Origin of the sequence: Neoroseomonas oryzicola (genome assembly GCF_012163135.1) — a bacterium.
Lineage (GTDB): Bacteria > Pseudomonadota > Alphaproteobacteria > Acetobacterales > Acetobacteraceae > Neoroseomonas > Neoroseomonas oryzicola.
In genome coordinates this window covers 460404-476025 of record NZ_JAAVUP010000003.1, presented here as the reverse complement: position 1 = coordinate 476025, position 15622 = coordinate 460404, and the positions used below count along the sequence as shown (strand labels likewise).

Below are 15622 nucleotides of genomic sequence, written 5' to 3'. Positions count from 1 at the left end.
CGTTCTAGCCGCGCGGCGGGGCGGCGGGATAGTCTCGCGGCCATGGAGACCAAGGATGGCGGCCGGCTGATCTTCCAGTCGGAGGTGTTCCGCACGACGCGTGGCCCGCGCCGCCCGCCGACCGGCAAGGTGGTGCGGGAAGCCGCGCGCGAAGTGCCGGTCCACGCCGAATGCGACGTGCTGGTGGTCGGCGGCGGCCCGGCCGGAACGGCGGCAGCGGTCGCCGCGGCGCGGCTCGGCGCGCGCACGCTGCTGATCGAACGGCACAACCACCTGGGCGGGCTGTCCGCCGGCGGGCTCGTCATCTGGATCGACCGGATGACTGATTGGGACGGGAACCGCGTCATCCGCGGCTTCGCCGAGGAGTATCTCGCCCGGTTGCCGAAGGACGCGGTGGCGGGGCCGCCCCCGGCGCTGTGGGGCGCGCGGGACGCGTCGACGGCGGCCTGGTGGGCGGCGCGCACCGCCGCCTTCCACGGCATCGTCACCCATTCGCCGACCTGCGATCCGGAATGGATGAAGGCGACGGCGCTCGCGATGGTGCTGGACGCGGGTGCGGAGGTGCTGTTCCACGCCTGGGGCGCCGAGCCGGTGCTGATCGACGGTGCCGTACGCGGCGCGGTGTTCGAGAGCAAGCAGGGCCGCCGCGCCGTGCTCGCGAAGGTCGTCGTCGATGCGACCGGGGACGGCGATCTCTACGCCCGCGCCGGCGCCGCCTCCGACAGCGACACGGATGAGCGCGACATCCACCACTGCATCAACACCTCCTGGATGTTCGCGCATGTCGACATGCCGCGCTTTCTCGCCTGGCGGGCGGAGAAGCCGGCGGAGTTCTCGGATTTCCTCGCGCGCGGCAAGGCGGAGATCGGGTTGTTCGACAAGGCCTTCGTCTCCTGGCGCGACGACGTGGCGCTGTTCATGGGCCCGCGCCTGGCGGGCTACGACGCGACGCAGGTGGACGACCTCAGCGAGATCGAGATCCGCAGCCACCGGCTGATGCTCGAGCACCTGCGGATCTACCGCCGCGACGCGCCGGGCTTCGAGACTGCGTCGCTCATGCTCTCCGCGCCGCAGATCGGCGTGCGCCATGCGCGGCGGCTGCGCGGCGTGACCGGCGTGACGCGGGAGATGTGGGACGGGCGCGTGCATGCGGATGAGATTGGCGTCTCGCCCTCGCTCGCGCCGAAATTCGCGAATGTCTCGGTGCCCTATGGCGCGATCGTGCCGGAACGCCTCGACGGGCTGCTCGCGCCCGGGCGGCATCTCGCCTGCGATGCGACCTCGCATTCCTTCCTGCGGGAGATTCCGCAATGCTGGCTCACCGGCCATGCGGCGGGCGTGGCGGCGGCACTCGCGGCCGATGCGGGGATCGCGCCGCGCGCGGTCGATCCGCGCGCCATCCGCGCCGCGCTGCGGCGGCAGGGCGCGCATCTGCAGGCCGATGCGCATGTGGCGGCCTAGCGTGGTTGCCGCGGTGCTCATCGCAGGCACGGCGCTGGCGCAGGACGCGGCCGCGCCGCGCGTCGCGCTGGACGGGGCTCTCACGCCACTTGCCGGACCGGTCGCCATCGGTGGCGCGGGCTGGGGGCCGTTCCGCCGGATCTGCACCACCCGCGCGATGCTGCGCGCGGATGGCAGCGAGGCCGCGGGCGGCTCACCCGAATGCCTCCTCGTCACCGCGGTGCGCGAGGATCGCGGCACCTGGCATGTCACCCTGCAGACGGAGCCGCGCGGCACGGCCGCGCCCTTCGCCTACGCCGCCACGCGCGATGCCGCCGGACGCATCGGCACGGTGACGGCGATGCCGCCGGGCGGGATGGCGCCGCTGTCCGCCGCGCAGCGGCGCGAGGCCGAGGAGCGGCTCCGCCGGATGCTGCGCGCCATCGGCGTCGAGCGGATGACGATCGCCCCCGGAGGACGCGTCGCGCTGCCGATGCCGCCCGACGACACCGGCGCGGAGGGCGCGCTCGACTGCCGGCCACTGGGCGAGGGGCTCGTCGGCGGGCGGCGCGTGGTGGTCGCGTCGTGCGACCGGCAGGGCGAACCGCTCGGTGGGCAGGTGGCGATCGACGTGGCGACCGGCCTGGCACTGCGCCAGGCCCACGCGTTCACGGCACGAGCGGGACGCGGCGTGACGCGCCAGGGGCTGGAATGATGCGGATCCTGGCCCTGCTGCTGGTGCTGGCCGCGGCGCCGGCCATGGCTCAGCCCTACGCGGATTGGCGCATGGCGGCGCCGCTGCTGCCGCTCGACGCGCCCTCGCGCGCGATGCGGCAGGCGGTGACGATCGGCGGCGAGGCCTGGGGCCCGTGGCAGCGGCTCTGCCGCGAGCAGACGCTGCGCCCCGGCCGGCCGCCGCAGCGCGACTGCCTGATGGTGACGGAAGCGCGGCGCGAGGGCGACGGCGTGCGCCTGACGCTGCGGCACGAACCGACCGGCCTGCTGATCACCGCCCAGCGCGGCGTGGATGGACGCATCGGCGCCTTCGAGGCGGTGCGCGCCGATGGCACCGCGCCGCCGGACGATGCGCGGCGCGCCGCCTTGCTCGCGGCCTGGCGGGAGCAGTTCGCGACGCTGAGCCTCGAGCGCCGGCGCATCGGCCCGAACGACCAGTTCCCGCTGCCGGTGGAGGGATCGCCGCGCGGCGGCATCTGCCGGCCGGACGGCACGGCGACGATCGGCGGGCGGCCGGTGCTGGTGGCGCGCTGCGCGGTGGAACTCGCCGGCCGGCTGCGTGGCGGCGAATCCGATGCGCGCGTCGCGATCTTCGCGCGCGTGGCGATCGATGTCGCGACGGGGGTGGTCTCCGCCCAGGGCTATGCGACGCGCATCGAGACCTTCGCGGCGAACGGGCGTTCCAACGGCGTGGTGATCACCCCGTCGCGCGTCGTCCTCGAATAGCGGTCCACGCAGCAAAGCGGCCCGAGGCTTTGCCTCGGGCCGGGAGCGCAAAGCGCGACCGCGCCCAGACCATCAGCCGCGCCGGGCAGTCCCGTCCACGGCGCGCAAGCCAAGCCGGCGGATACCGGCGCCGGCGCCTGACGCACCAAGAGCATTCGGCCCGAGGCGGTGCCTCGGGCCCGGGAGCGCAAGGCGCGACCGCGCCCCACGCTTCAGCCGCGCCAGGCGGTCCAGTCCACGGCGCGCCAGCCAAGCCGGCGGATGCCGGCGCCGGCGCCTGAGGTCAAAAAACCTCTCGCCGGCGCTTGAGGCCTACTTCTTCGATTCCTCGTACCGCGCCTTCGTCTCCGCGTTCGGCGGATACAGCCCCGGCAGCGGCACGCCCTTCTCGACCTCGGTCATGATCCAGGCCTCGAGGCGCTCCTGCTCCACCGCGGCCTCGACCACCGCGTCGAGCATCGCCTGCGGGATCACCACCGCGCCATCCGCGTCGGCCACGATGATGTCGCCCGGAATGACGGTGACGCCGCCGCAGCCGATCGTCTCCTCCCAGCCCACGAAGTTCAGCGCGGCGACCGAGGCCGGGGCGACGTAGCCCTGGCAGAACACCGGCAGGCCGGCGCCGATCACGCCCGCGCCGTCGCGCAGCACGCCGTCGGTCACCAGGCCGGCGACGCCCTTCTTCGCCATGCGCGCGCAAAGGATGTCGCCGAAGATGCCGGCCGCAGTGCTGCCCATCGCGTCGGCGACGGCCACGCAGCCTTCCGGCATCGCCTCGATCGCCGCGCGGGTCGACCGGGGGGAGGACCAGGAATCGACGGTCGCGAGGTCCTCGCGCGTCGGGGTGAAGCGCAGGGTGAAGGCGGGGCCGACGATGCGCTTCGTGTTGCCCGGCACGATCGGGCGGGATCCCGCGATGTAGCAGAAGCGCACGCCCTTCTTGAGCAGGACGGTCGTCAGCGTCGCGGTGGTGACGCCCTCGAGGGCGGTCTTCTGGGCGGCGGTCAGGGCCATGGACGGTTCTCCTTCGGCGATGGGCGTGCATCGCAGGGGGCGGGCGGGCCCGCAAGGGGGCGCCGGCGCGGGGCCGGGGAGCCGGCGGCGCAGACCGGGGTGCCAGGGACCGCCGGGGATGCCATGCTGGCGCCGCACCGCGCAGGGGGAGGGCGCGCATGCCCGTCTGGCTGATCCCGATCATCTACTCCGTGACGAGCCTCATCGGCGCCGTGCTGCTGCCGCGGCTCGAGCAGGCGCTGCTGCCGGGGCTCGACCTCGGCGTCTCGCCGGGCGCGGCGCTGGCGATCCTGTCGGGGATCTCCTCGGGGATGATGGCGCTGACCGGGATCGTCTTCTCGATCGCCTTCGTCATGCTGCAGTTCAGCGCCATCAGCTACTCGCCGCGCTTCGCCGCGCGCTTCGCGCGCGACCCGATCCTCTACCATTCGCTCGGCATCTTCTTCGCGACCTTCACCTACGCCCTGGCGGCGACCGCCTGGACCGACCGGGAGGGCTCGGGGAAGGTGCTCGCCGTCTCGGCGCTCGTCGCGGTCGGGCTGCTCTTCGTCAGCATGATCGTCTTCGCCCTGCTGATGCGGCGGCTGGGGGACCTGCAGGTGACGGAGACGCTGCGCTACATCGGCGATCGCGGGCGGGAGGTGATCCGTGCCAGCCTCGCGGCGAACCCCGCCGGGGCGCGAGCGGCCGGCGGCCTGCCCGCCGATGCGCCGGTGACGCAGGTGCTGCGCCACGACGGCCCGCCCCGCTACGTCGAGCGCTACGACGTCCCGGCCCTCGTCGCGCTGGCGCGCGGCGCCGGCGGGGCGATCGAGATGGAATGCGCGGTCGGCGACATGGTGCTCGACGGATCGGTGATGCTGCAGCTGCGCGGGGCGCGCGCGCCGCTGCCCGAGCCGGAGCTGCGCCGCGCCGTGCGGCTCGGCGCGGACCGTACCTTCGAACAGGACCCGAAATATCCGCTGCGGCTGCTGGTCGACGTCGCGATCAAGGCGCTGTCGCCGGCGATCAACGACCCGACCACGGCGGTGCAGGCACTCGACCAGATCGACGACCTGCTGCGGCGCCTGGCCCGGCATCCGCTGGCGGCGGGCATCGCGACCGACGGGGAAGGCGTGCCCCGGCTGTGCTTCCCGGTCCCGGGCTGGAGCGACTACCTGGCCCTCGCCTTCGACGAGATCCGCGTCTTCGGCGCGACCTCCGTCCAGGTGCTGCGGCGGATGCGCGCCGCGCTGGCTGGGCTCGAGGAGGTGCTGGGCACCGACGAGCGCGCGGAGGAGGTGCGGCGCTACATGCGCCACATGGACGCGACCATCGCCCGGTCTGCGTTCGACGAGGAGGACCGCGACGCGGCCCGGCGGGAGGACCCCCAGGGTCTCGGACTGACGCGATAGGCTGCTTGATCCCGCGCAAGGCGCGGCCGCCATCGCCGGGCGTAGCAATGCTTTTCCAAGGACCCGTGGCGCCCCGGCGCGCGGGACGGGAGGCAGCGCCATGAAGAAGTCGTCCAAGTCGCGCAACGGATCGAAGCCCGCCACGCCGCCCCCGGCGCCGGCGGCACCCCGCGCGACCGAGGCCCATCCCCACGCGCTCGACGAACGCATGGCCGCGGGGAAGGCGCTGCGCGACCGGATCGGGCGGGATGCCCATGCCGCCTGGAAGCGCCCCGCCAACCGCTTCGACCCGGTCGCGCTGCTGCAGCAATCCGACGCCGAGCGCCTGCCCGAACTGGTCCCCATCCGCTACGGACGCATGCTGGCCTCGCCCTTCGCCTTCTACCGCGGCTCGGCGGCGATCATGGCCGCCGACCTCGCCGGCACGCCTGCCACCGACCTGCGCGTGCAGGCCTGCGGCGACTGCCACCTGATGAATTTCGGCGGCTTCGCCACGCCCGAGCGCAACATCCTCTTTGACATCAACGATTTCGACGAGACGTTGCCCGCCCCCTGGGAATGGGACGTGAAGCGGCTCACCGCCTCCTTCGTGCTGGCGGCGCGGTCGCTGACGCTGAAGGACAGCATCGGGCGGGACGCGGCGGTGGCGGCGGCGCGCAGCTACCGCAAGCGCCTGCGCGAATACGCCGCGATGCACCCGCTCGACGTCTGGTACGCTCAGGTGACGGCAGAGGACGTTCTCGACACGCTGCCAGCCTCGCGGCGTGCCCTGGTCGAGGCACGGCTCGCCAAGGCGCAGGCGGGCACGGGTTCGGAGCTCGACTTCCCGAAGCTCGCCGGGGTGGTCGGCGGGCGTACGGCGATCCGCGACACGCCGCCGCTGATCTTCCACCCCGAGGAAGCGCGCGCCCCCGAATTCGGCGCCGTGCTGGACCAGGTCTTCGCCGCCTATCGCGAGACGCTGCCGGATGACCGGCGCGTGCTGCTCGACCGCTACCGGGTGGTGGATGCGGCGATCAAGGTGGTGGGCGTCGGCAGCGTCGGGCGACGCTGCTGGATCGCGCTGCTGATGTCCGCGGGCAACGCGCCGCTGTTCCTCCAGTTCAAGGAAGCGGTCGCCTCGGTCCTCGAACCTTATGCCGGCGCCAGCAGCTATGCCCATCACGGCCGGCGCGTGGTCGAGGGGCAGCGGCTGATGCAGCCGGCCTCGGACGTCTTCCTCGGCTGGGTGACCGGGCCCAATGGCCGCGAGTTCTACGTGCGGCAGCTGCGCGACGCGAAGATCAAGCCGCTGGTCGAGACCTTCGACGCGGAGATGCTGCTGCTCTACGCGCGGATCTGCGGCTGGGCGCTCGCCCGGGCCCATGCCAAGAGCGCGGAGGTGGCGGAGATCGCGGGCTACCTCGGGTCGAGCGACCAGTTCGACGAGGCGACGGGCGACTTCGCCCTGGCCTATGCCGACCAGGCCGAGAGGGACCATGCGGCGCTCAAGGCCGCGGTGCGCCGCGGGGCAGTGACCGTGCTGCAGGAAGCCGACTGAGCGGCGTCAGCCGAGGATGCTGGCGGGGTCGCAATTCGCCCCGCAGACCAGCACGCCGACCTCGGCACCCTCGGGCGGTGCCCAGGCGCCGCTCAGCAGGGCGGCGAAGGCCGTCGCGCCGCCGGGTTCGGCCACCACGCGCAGCCGGTCCCACAGCCAGCGCTGCGCGTCGCGGATGATCTCGTCCTTCACCACGACCACCCTGGCGCCGACGCTCATCAGCACCTCGTAGGGCAGGGCGCCGACGCGCCGCGCGCCCAGGCTGTCCGCCGCGATCCCGCCCGAGGGCACGTCGACCGGCTGCCCCGCCAGCCCGGCGGCGAGCAGGGTCGGGCATTCGTCCGGCTCGGCGACCACCATGTCGAGCCGGTCCCGGTACCAGGAGGCGATGCCGCCATAGAGCCCGCCCCCGCCCGCCGCGACGATGAGGTGGGTGAGCTCCGGCGCGTCCTCCTCGAATTCCAGCCCGACGGTGCCCTGGCCGGCGAGGACCTCGGCCTGGTCGTAGGCATGGACGATCAGCGCCCCGGTCTCGGCCGCGCGGGCCTCGCTGGCGCGGCGGGCCTGGTCGTAGGCGGCCCCGCCCACCGTGAGCGTCGCGCCCGTCGCGGCGATGCGCGCGCGCTTGGCCTCGGGGGTGATCTCGGGGACGAAGATCTCCGCCTTCACCCCGAGCACCTTGGCGGCGTGGGCCACCGCGATGCCGTGGTTGCCGCCCGAGGCGGCGACGACGCCGGCCGCCGGCACGGAGGCCGACAGCATCCGGTTGAAGGCGCCGCGCGGCTTGAAGGACCCGGTGACCTGCAGCTGTTCCAGCTTGAAGGCCAGCGGGAAGCCGAGGCCGGTATCCTTCGCCGAAAGGCGGATCACCGGCGTGCGGCGGACATGGGGGGCGATGCGCGCGGCGGCGGCGCGGATGTCGTCTTGCGTGACCATGGCGGCGGAAGGTGCCCGGCCCTCCTGAGGGTGTCCATGTCCGGTTTCACGGGTCCATGAGGTCGCGCTTTGCCTGCTGCCCCATTTCTGCCATGGTCCGCCGCTCGGACGGGATGGCCGGGCTGGGATGCTGGTCCATGGGAGTTGCGCCTCGCGCGGCGGGGCGGCGGTTCTGCTGCTGGGGGCGCCGGGTGCCGGGAAGTCGGACCTCCTGCTCAGGCTGATCGGGCGGGGCTGGGATCTGGTGGCGGACGACCAGGTGGTGCTCGCGGACCGCACCGTGGGTGCGCCGCCGACGCTGAAGGGACTGCTGGAAGTAAGGGGGCTTGGGATCTTCGAGGGGCTGAAAGTGGCCGAGGGCGCGCGTCTGGCCCTGGTCGTCGAGCTGGTGGACCGGGCGGCGGTGGACCGCCTGCCGGCTCCGGCCGCCTGGATGCCGGCCGGCGTGCCGCGCATCGCGCTGCACGGCTTCGACGCCTCGGCCTGCGACAAGGTGGAACTGGCGCTTGCCGCAGCGCTCGGGCAGGCGCGGCAGCGCGCCGGGGCCTTCGCGGCATGATGGACGGCGTCCTCCCGCAGCGGCGGCAGGTGGTGCTGGTCACCGGCCTGTCCGGGGCCGGGAAGGCCTCCATCCTCCGGGTGCTCGAGGACCTGGGCTACGAGACGGTCGACAACCCTCCGCTCTCGGTGCTCGAGGCGCTGGTCGGCGACGGCGATCTGCCGCTCGCCGCCGGGGTGGACAGCCGGACGCGGGACTTCGACGCGGCGGCCGCGCTGCGGCTGCTCGAACGCCTCCGCCTCAGGCCCGACATCGCCGTCACCCTGGTCTTCGCGACCGCCGAAGCCGACGTGCTGCTGCGCCGCTACACCGAGACGCGGCGGCGCCATCCGCTCGCACCGGGCGGGCCGCTCGGCGTCTCGGTCGCCGACGGCATCGCGCGGGAGGCGGCGCTGATGGAGCCGCTGCGGGTTACCGCCGACCTGCTGGTCGACACCTCCGACCTGCCGCTCCCCGACCTCCGCCGCATGGTCGAGCGCCGCTTCGGGACCGAGGGCGGCAGCGGGATGGGCGTCTCGGTGGTCTCCTTCTCCTATGCGAAGGGGCTGCCGCGGGAGGCCGACCTCGTTTTCGACATGCGTTTCCTGCGCAACCCCCATTACGTCGACGCGCTGCGGCCGATGACCGGCCAGGACCCCGCCGTCGCCGCCTATGTCGAGGCCGATCCGGACTTCGCGCCCTTCTGGCGCTGCATGACCGAAATGCTTGGGCCGCTCTTGCCCCGCTACGCGCAGGAGGGGAAGAAGTATCTGACGATCGCGTTGGGATGCACGGGCGGGAAGCACCGGTCGGTCCTGGCGGCGGAACGTCTGGCACACCATCTACAGACGCAAGGCTGGCGCGTGGAACTGGTCCACCGCGAGCTTTCGGCCGGCGCGGCGGGATCGCGCGCCGCCGGCCGTGCACCGGGGCGGGAGGCCCTGACGCAGTCATCATGATCGGCATGGTTATCGTCACGCACGGCCGACTGGCCGAGGAGATGCGCCACGCCATGGAACACGTGGTCGGACCGCAGCAGGCGGTGGCGACGGTCTGCATCGGCCCCGACGACGACATGGACCACACACGCACCGACATCCGCCAGTCCATCGAGGCGGTGGACCAGGGCGACGGCGTCGTCGTCCTGACGGACATGTTCGGCGGCACGCCCTCGAACCTCGCCATGCAGATGGCCGGCGGCGAACGCCCGGTCGAGGTGCTGGCCGGGGTCAACCTGCCCCTGCTGGTGAAGCTGGCGAAGGTGCGCGGGACCGAACCCCTGGCCCAGGCCGTGGACCACGCGGTCGCGGCCGGGCGCAAATACATCGCGTGCGGACGGGACGTGCTGGCGGGCGCCCAGCCGGCCCCGGCCCTGCCCAACGGGAGGAGCGGCGCGTGAACGAATGGCCCGACGAGCCGGGGGCGAAGGTGGCGGGCGAACCGGCCCCGCCCGCCGACCCCTGCGGCTGCGACCCCGGGGATTCCGGGCTGGTGCTGCGGCGCAGCGTCGTCATCCGCAACAGTCGCGGCCTGCACGCCCGCGCCGCGGCCAAGCTGGTCACCACGGCCGAGCGCTTTTCCGCCTGCGTCAACGTGCTGCGCGGCGGCGAGAGCGTGCCGGCCTGCTCCATCATGGGCCTGATGATGCTGGGCGCCGGCCAGGGCGCCGAGATCATGATCGAGGCCGAAGGCTGGGACGCCAAGGAAGCGCTCGAGGCGGTCGCCGGCCTGGTCGAGGCCGGCTTCCATGAAGACTGAGGCGCCCAAGACCAAGGCCAAGGCGAAGTCGCGCGAGGTCGCCGTCCAGGGCATCGCGGTCTCCCCCGGCGTCGCGATCGGCGCGGTCTACGACACCTCCGATCCGCCGGCCGAGGCGCCGCGCCGGAACATCGGCGCCGATGCGATCGAGGACGAGCGCCAGAAGCTCGCCAACGCCGTCGCCTTCTCCCGCAAGCAGATCGGCAAGCTCAAGACGCGCATCGGCGTCCTGCCCGAGGAGGCGCAGGAGGAGATCGCGCCGCTGCTCGACGCGCATCTGATGATGCTCGGCAATTCGCGGCTGATCCGCGGCGCGCGCAAGCGCATCGAGGCCGAGCTGCTGTCCGCCGAGACCGCGGTGCTCGACGAGGCCGAGGACATCCGCGCGGCGATCCTCGCGGCCAGGGACGACGACAAGGCGGGCCTGGCGCGGCGCGCCAACGAGGTGCGCGACATCGCGCGCCGGCTGATCCGCAACCTGACGGCCACGCCCTTCCGCAGCCTCAAGGACCTGCCCGAGGGCTGCATCCTCGTCTCCGAGGAGCTGACGCCGGCCGACGCCGCGCTGCTCGACCCCGCGCGCATCGCGGGCGTGGCGACCGAGGAAGGCGGCACCGATGGGCACACCGCGATCATGCTGCGCGCCCTCGGCATCCCCGCGGTGCTCGGCGCCCATGGGCTGACCGAGACGGTCCAGCGCGGCGACCAGGTGGTGCTCGACGGCACCGGCGGCGTCGTCACGGTGCATCCCTCGGCCCTGACGCTCGCCGCGGCGAAGGACCGGCTCGCCGCCTTCGCCAAGGAACGGGCGAAGCTGTCGAAGCTGCGCCGCCTGCCCGCCGAGACCACCGATGGCGAGCTGGTGGAGCTGCTCGCGAACCTCGAGATCCCACAGGAGCTGCCGCTGATCGCGCAAGCCGGTGCGCAGGGCATCGGCCTGCTGCGCACCGAGTTCCTGTTCATGAACCGCGAGGACCTGCCCGACGAGGATGCGCAGGTCGAGGCCTACACCCAGATCGTCAGCGCCATGGAAGGCCAGCCGGTGACGATCCGCGTGCTGGACTGGGGCGGCGAGAAGGACATGGAGGCGCTGGCCGAGGGCGTCGCACCCGTCCATGCCGGGTCGAACCCCGCGCTCGGCCTGCGCGGGCTGCGGATGCTGCTCAAGCGGCCCGAATTGCTCGAGGTGCAGTTCGCCGCCGTGCTGCGCGTCGCCGCCGCGGCCGGGGACGGCGATGTGCGGCTGCTGCTGCCGATGGTCACCATCCCCGAGGAGGTGAAGCAGGCGCGCGAGATCTACGAGCGCGTCGCCCGCCGCCTGCGCCGGCGCGGGGAGAAGCTGCCCGAGAAACTGCCGCTGCTGGGTGCGATGATCGAGACGCCGGGCGCGGCGCTGGCCGCCGACGCCATCGCGCTCGAGGCCGATTTCTTCGCCATCGGGACCAACGACCTCGCCATGTACACCCTCGCGGTGGACCGGGCGGAGGCGGAGGTGGCGCACCTGTACGACCCGCTGCACCCGGCGGTGCTGCGCCTGGTGCAGTTCGCGACCGAAGCGGCGCTGCGCCTGCGCATGCCGGTGTCGATCTGCGGCGAGATGGCAGGGAACCCGCGTCTGACGCCGCTGCTGCTCGGCCTCGGCGTGCGGACCTTCTCGATGAACGCCTCCGCCCTGCCGCGGGTGAAGCAGGCGGTGCGCGCGCTCGACATCGGCGATTGCGCGCGCTTCGCGCGGCGGGTGATGGAACAGTCCGACCCCGCGCGCATCCGCGAACTGGTGGCGGGCTTCGCCGAGGGCGTCACCGAGCGCGCCTGATCGCGCTGGCACATCCCCACCTTGCCGGCCAGCGCGAAGCGAAGCCTGTAACCTGCTGCACTGAAACGTTACAGGGCGCCATGTTTCCGCCCTTCTTCCGCCCCCTGAGGGTCGCCTAGCCTGCCGAGGCTGATCGTGAGGAACAGGGGAGTGCCTCACCATGCGACCCATTCGCCGCGCTGCCGTCACCGGCCTGTTCGCGCTGTGGCTCGCGCCGCTGGGCGCGGCGGCGGCCGATCGCGCGCCAGCCGCGGGGGCGGAGGCGCGCAGCGGGATCTACGGCCCCGAACGCCCGGCCCTGGTGCGCGAGGAGGATCGCGAGGACGAGGCCGAGGCGGAGCGCGCCGAAGGATGACGGGCCGAGAGGGGCGCCGCCCCTCTCGGGCTCACCCCGCCAAAGGCCGAAAGGCCTTGGGAACCATCCCCGGGAAGACGTCCGAAGCTCGCGCCCCCTTAAGTCACGGTTTCCAAACGCCTTTCGGCGTTTGGCGGGGAGGCTTGGAGGGGCAGAGCCCCTCCAATTCGTCTCACCCCTCGCCCGTCCCCGCCGACCATTCCTCGATCCGCGCCAGGTGATCGTAATCCCCGCCCGCCGCGCTGCGCGCCGGGTGGGGCCGTGACGCGAAGGGCGCCCCCCCCAGCAGCCAGCGCGCCGCGAGGGCCATCAGCCTCTCCCGCGCCAGCGCCGCGTAGTCCTCGTCGGCCTTCATGCGCTTGACCTCGCCGGCCTGCTCGCCGCCGGTCAGGCTCCAGTAGAGCAGTTCGGCGGCCTCGCCCTGCGCGTCGGCGAAGGCGCCCTCGGCGAGCAGCCAGGCCTCGATCGGCAATTGCGGGGCCGCACCTTCCAGCAGGTCCTTCTCCCGCGGCACCGTGCCGGTCTTGTAGTCCACCACCCGCCAGCCGCCGCGGCTCAGGTGGTCCAGCCGGTCGGCGCGCGCCTCGATCTCGACCTCGCCCTCGGCCATGCGGAGCCTGGCGACGCCCTTGGTCTCGACCAGGCAGGCGAGCAGGCCGCCGCCGGCGCGCAGCCGGGCCTCCTCCTCGATGACGAAGCCACCGATGTTCGACAGGCGCGGCCCCCAGAAGGCCAGGATCCCCGGGCGGTCGGCGTGCTTGTCCAACGCCGCCGCCGCCGCGCGGTCCCAGGCGGCGCGCGCGGCGTCATGCCCGGGCCAGGCGGTGCCGAGCGCGCGCAGGAAGCCCGCCATCGCGTCATGCACCAGCGTGCCGTACTCGATGGCGCCGACATCGAGGTCGAGGTCCTTCAGCGCCGTCAGCCCCAGGACGCGCCGCGCATAGAAGGCGTAGGGATCGGCGATCAGTTGCTGCGCGTCGGACACCGTCAGGCGGCGCGGGCGCAGCTCGGCCGGCGGCGCAGGCATCGGGCGCGGCACCGGCGTCACGGTCGCGGGCGCATCCAGCGCCGCCGCCCATCCCGCCGCCGGCGAGGCCTCCAGCGCCAGCCCGCCCTGCCCCGCGAGGAAGGTATCCAGTCGCGTCAGCCAGCGCGCCTGCACCGTCGGCGCCCCGCCGCGCCGCGCGGCCGAGGACAGCACCACCTCCGGCGCCGCCGCCGCGGCATAGAGGAAATCCGCCGCGACCCGGCCGATGCGGGCCTCGGGTTCCGGCAGGCCGAATTCGCCGCGCATCGGGCGGCTCATCCACGGGCCAGGCTCGGTCGCCTGGGGCCAGACGGATTCCTCCAAGGCCCCGAGGATCACCCGGTCGAAGGATTGCAGCCGCGCTTCCAGCAGGCCGAGGATCGCGATGCGCGGATGCGGCGCGTCGCCCCGGTTCCGCACCGCGCGCAGCGACGGCGCGACCGGCCCGGCGAGCGAGGCCTCGAACAGGTCCGGCCAATCGGCCGGCGCCATGGGCGGCAGGTGCGGAAGCGCCTCGGACAGGTCGTGCAGGTGGCGGGCGAGCGGTTCGCCTTCCTCCCCGGCATAGAGCCGCAGCCCGCCCGGCAGGTCCGGCGTCGCCGCCAGCGCCTCGGCCGCCGCCATATGCGCCGCCAGCAGATCCGCCGGCGGCCGCGCCGGCGATTGCGGCAGCACGTCGAAGCCCGCGAGTGCGGCCTCCAGCGCATCGAGCAGCGCCGTCACCGACCCCGTCGCCGCACCGCGCGTCGCTGTCAGGCTCGCGCGCAATCCGGACAACCCCGGCGCCGGCCGCGGCCCGCGCAGCGCCGCGCGTTCCAGCGCCCGTGCCGCCGCCAGCCAGTCCGCGCGCTCCATCCCGCCCGCGCAGAGCGGATGCTTCAGCACCGCGAGCAGCGGCACCGGCGCGAAATCCTCCGCCACCATCCGCGCGATCAGGCGCAGGAAGGCGGCCGCCGGCGTCTCGGCCAGCGGCTCGCCCGCGGAATCGTCCGCCGTGATGCCGTGGCGCGCGAGTTCCGCCGACACCCGCCGCGCCAGGTCGCGATCCGGCGTGATCAGCGCGGCGCGCGCCTCGGGCGTTTCCATCGCCTCTCGCAGCAGCAGCGCGATGGCGGCGGCTTCCTGCTGCGCCTCCGCCGCATGCAGCCGCGTCACGCCGCGCACCGCATCGCGCCAGCGCGCCGGGTCGCGCTCGGTCCAGCTCGACAGCCCCTCTGCCGGATGCAGCGCGCGACCGAGCAGCACCGCGCGATCGCGCGGCGCCGTCGCGGGCACGCCGTCATGCCACGGCGTCAGATCCGCCGGCACCGCACCCAGCGCCTTCAGCAGTCGCGCCTGGCCCGCCAACGGGTGCGTCGGCGCCACGCGGATCGCCTCCCACAGCGCGTCATCCACCGGCTCCGGCAATCCCTGCAGCACCACATGGCCCTGCGGCGCCGCCGCCAGCACGCGCAGCAGTTCCGCCGCCGCCGGGATCGTGCCGCCCGCGCCGATGCCCGCCGCGACCGTCATCTCCGCCGGCGGATCGCGCTGCCAGGCCGCCGCCTGCGCTGCCAGCGCCTTCACGCGCCGCACGCCGATATCGAGCAGCCCGCGATCCTTCAGCCAGTCGTTCCAGTCGGTCGCGACCGCGCGCAGCACCGTCGTCGTGATCTGCCAATGCGTCGCGTGCTTCTCCGGCACCAGGCCATCCAGCCGCGCCAGCCACACCTCGGCAAAGCGTTCCGGCGGCTCGCGCTCCAGCATCGCGACATCCGCCTCCTCGAGCGCGATCTCGTCGAACAGCCGCGCCAGCTCGCCGGCCAGCAGCCAGGCCTGTTCCGGCGTCGCCGGCCCGCCCGCCCGCGTCGGAATCCGCTGCGCCATCGCCGCCAGCACCGACTGCCGCGCCAGCGGCGCCACCGCCGGCGGCAGATCGAGCAGGTCCGGCAGCGCCAGCTCCTCCGCCTCCTCCGTCGACAAGCCCGCCAGCGCCCGCATCCGCGGCAACAACAACGCCCGGCCCCCCGCCGCGCGCAGGAACGCCTCCCGCAACCCACGCGCCGCACGCCGCGTCGGCAACAACACCGTCACCCGCGCCAAGGCCTCGGCGCCGCCGGGCACCCGGTCCAGCACGCCAAGGGCCAGCGCCTCGAGGAACGGGACCTGCGGAGGGATGGCGTGGAGCGTCATGAACGGGGGAACCCGGTGCTGGCGGAGAGGGGCTTTGCCCCTCTCCGGACCTCACCCCACCAAAGGCCGAAAGGCCTTTGGAAACCGTTTGATTCACCGGGGATTTCGGGGAGGGGCATTACCGGTGCGCCCGGCGCGACGCGCATGCCATGCCCCTCCCCGAAATCCCCG

Annotated in this window: 14 protein-coding genes; 11 read left to right on the top strand and 3 right to left on the bottom strand. The window is 73.7% G+C overall.

Translation table 11 applies throughout. The annotated features are described in order from the left end of the window. Positions 1-42 precede the first annotated feature (42 nt). From GWK15_RS13760 to GWK15_RS13750, 3 genes are read left to right on the top strand one after another with little or no spacing between them, the layout of a single operon-like run. Positions 43-1461 carry an FAD-dependent oxidoreductase gene (locus tag GWK15_RS13760; RefSeq protein WP_168041899.1) on the top strand — a complete coding sequence of 473 codons (1419 nt, stop codon included), beginning with the start codon at positions 43-45 and terminating at the stop codon, positions 1459-1461. Beyond that, a complete protein-coding gene (locus tag GWK15_RS13755) occupies positions 1448-2155 on the top strand; it encodes a hypothetical protein (protein ID WP_168041898.1) in 708 nt (235 codons plus the stop codon). The genes GWK15_RS13760 and GWK15_RS13755 overlap by 14 nt, the downstream gene beginning before the upstream one ends. Continuing rightward, positions 2152-2901: a hypothetical protein gene (locus GWK15_RS13750; RefSeq protein ID WP_168041897.1), complete on the top strand. Its 750-nt coding sequence runs from the start codon at positions 2152-2154 to the stop codon at positions 2899-2901. The genes GWK15_RS13755 and GWK15_RS13750 overlap by 4 nt, the downstream gene beginning before the upstream one ends. 312 nt (positions 2902-3213) lie before the next feature. On the opposite strand, the gene GWK15_RS13745 is transcribed toward GWK15_RS13750, so the two are convergent. Next, the gene (locus tag GWK15_RS13745) at positions 3214-3915 is read right to left on the bottom strand and encodes a ribonuclease activity regulator RraA (protein WP_168041896.1); all 702 of its coding nucleotides are present in this window, start codon (positions 3913-3915) and stop codon (positions 3214-3216) included. A gap of 158 nt (positions 3916-4073) precedes the next feature. On the opposite strand from GWK15_RS13745, the gene GWK15_RS13740 reads away from it, so the two are divergent. Continuing rightward, on the top strand, positions 4074-5309 hold the full coding sequence (locus GWK15_RS13740) for a DUF2254 domain-containing protein (protein WP_168041895.1): 1236 nt from the start codon (positions 4074-4076) through the stop codon (positions 5307-5309). 100 nt (positions 5310-5409) lie between these two features. Beyond that, positions 5410-6849 (top strand): DUF2252 domain-containing protein, encoded by a 1440-nt coding sequence (locus GWK15_RS13735; RefSeq protein WP_168041894.1) that lies wholly within the window; start codon positions 5410-5412, stop codon positions 6847-6849. Positions 6850-6855: 6 nt separating this feature from the next. Here the strand turns inward: GWK15_RS13735 and GWK15_RS13730 are convergent, their stop codons facing one another. After that, a complete protein-coding gene (locus GWK15_RS13730; protein ID WP_168041893.1) occupies positions 6856-7785 on the bottom strand; it encodes a threonine/serine dehydratase in 930 nt (309 codons plus the stop codon). A gap of 127 nt (positions 7786-7912) precedes the next feature. Here GWK15_RS13730 and GWK15_RS13725 point away from each other — a divergent pair, with 127 nt between their 5' ends. From GWK15_RS13725 to GWK15_RS13700, 6 genes are all read left to right on the top strand, one after another. After that, positions 7913-8344 (top strand): HPr kinase/phosphorylase, encoded by a 432-nt coding sequence (locus GWK15_RS13725; protein ID WP_168041892.1) that lies wholly within the window; start codon positions 7913-7915, stop codon positions 8342-8344. Continuing rightward, positions 8344-9282, top strand: a complete 939-nt coding sequence (gene rapZ / locus GWK15_RS13720; RefSeq protein WP_168042115.1) for an RNase adapter RapZ — start codon at positions 8344-8346, stop codon at positions 9280-9282. Before GWK15_RS13725 ends, rapZ begins: the two co-directional genes overlap by 1 nt. Positions 9283-9287: 5 nt before the next feature. Next, positions 9288-9722 (top strand): PTS sugar transporter subunit IIA, encoded by a 435-nt coding sequence (locus tag GWK15_RS13715; RefSeq protein ID WP_456306856.1) that lies wholly within the window; start codon positions 9288-9290, stop codon positions 9720-9722. A gap of 89 nt (positions 9723-9811) precedes the next feature. Continuing rightward, on the top strand, positions 9812-10081 hold the full coding sequence (locus GWK15_RS13710; protein ID WP_209442217.1) for an HPr family phosphocarrier protein: 270 nt from the start codon (positions 9812-9814) through the stop codon (positions 10079-10081). Continuing rightward, complete coding sequence (ptsP, locus tag GWK15_RS13705; RefSeq protein ID WP_168041890.1) at positions 10071-11897, top strand: phosphoenolpyruvate--protein phosphotransferase; 1827 nt, start codon at positions 10071-10073, stop codon at positions 11895-11897. Before GWK15_RS13710 ends, ptsP begins: the two co-directional genes overlap by 11 nt. Positions 11898-12057: 160 nt before the next feature. Further along, positions 12058-12252, top strand: coding sequence for a hypothetical protein (locus tag GWK15_RS13700; protein WP_168041889.1), 195 nt, complete (start codon positions 12058-12060; stop codon positions 12250-12252). A gap of 172 nt (positions 12253-12424) precedes the next feature. Here GWK15_RS13700 and addB read toward each other — a convergent pair whose 3' ends face one another. Further along, the gene (gene addB, locus GWK15_RS13695; protein WP_168041888.1) at positions 12425-15451 is read right to left on the bottom strand and encodes a double-strand break repair protein AddB; all 3027 of its coding nucleotides are present in this window, start codon (positions 15449-15451) and stop codon (positions 12425-12427) included. Between the last annotated feature and the right edge of the window lie 171 nt (positions 15452-15622).

Coding starts and splice junctions, on each gene's coding strand:
- GWK15_RS13760 (WP_168041899.1), top strand. CDS start 43: ATGGAGACCAAGGATGGCGGCCGGCTGATCTTCCAGTCGGAGGTGTTC.
- GWK15_RS13755 (WP_168041898.1), top strand. CDS start 1,448: ATGTGGCGGCCTAGCGTGGTTGCCGCGGTGCTCATCGCAGGCACGGCG.
- GWK15_RS13750 (WP_168041897.1), top strand. CDS start 2,152: ATGATGCGGATCCTGGCCCTGCTGCTGGTGCTGGCCGCGGCGCCGGCC.
- GWK15_RS13745 (WP_168041896.1), bottom strand. CDS start 3,915: ATGGCCCTGACCGCCGCCCAGAAGACCGCCCTCGAGGGCGTCACCACC.
- GWK15_RS13740 (WP_168041895.1), top strand. CDS start 4,074: ATGCCCGTCTGGCTGATCCCGATCATCTACTCCGTGACGAGCCTCATC.
- GWK15_RS13735 (WP_168041894.1), top strand. CDS start 5,410: ATGAAGAAGTCGTCCAAGTCGCGCAACGGATCGAAGCCCGCCACGCCG.
- GWK15_RS13730 (WP_168041893.1), bottom strand. CDS start 7,785: ATGGTCACGCAAGACGACATCCGCGCCGCCGCCGCGCGCATCGCCCCC.
- GWK15_RS13725 (WP_168041892.1), top strand. CDS start 7,913: ATGCTGGTCCATGGGAGTTGCGCCTCGCGCGGCGGGGCGGCGGTTCTG.
- rapZ (WP_168042115.1), top strand. CDS start 8,344: ATGGACGGCGTCCTCCCGCAGCGGCGGCAGGTGGTGCTGGTCACCGGC.
- GWK15_RS13715 (WP_456306856.1), top strand. CDS start 9,288: ATGGTTATCGTCACGCACGGCCGACTGGCCGAGGAGATGCGCCACGCC.
- ptsP (WP_168041890.1), top strand. CDS start 10,071: ATGAAGACTGAGGCGCCCAAGACCAAGGCCAAGGCGAAGTCGCGCGAG.
- GWK15_RS13700 (WP_168041889.1), top strand. CDS start 12,058: ATGCGACCCATTCGCCGCGCTGCCGTCACCGGCCTGTTCGCGCTGTGG.
- addB (WP_168041888.1), bottom strand. CDS start 15,451: ATGACGCTCCACGCCATCCCTCCGCAGGTCCCGTTCCTCGAGGCGCTG.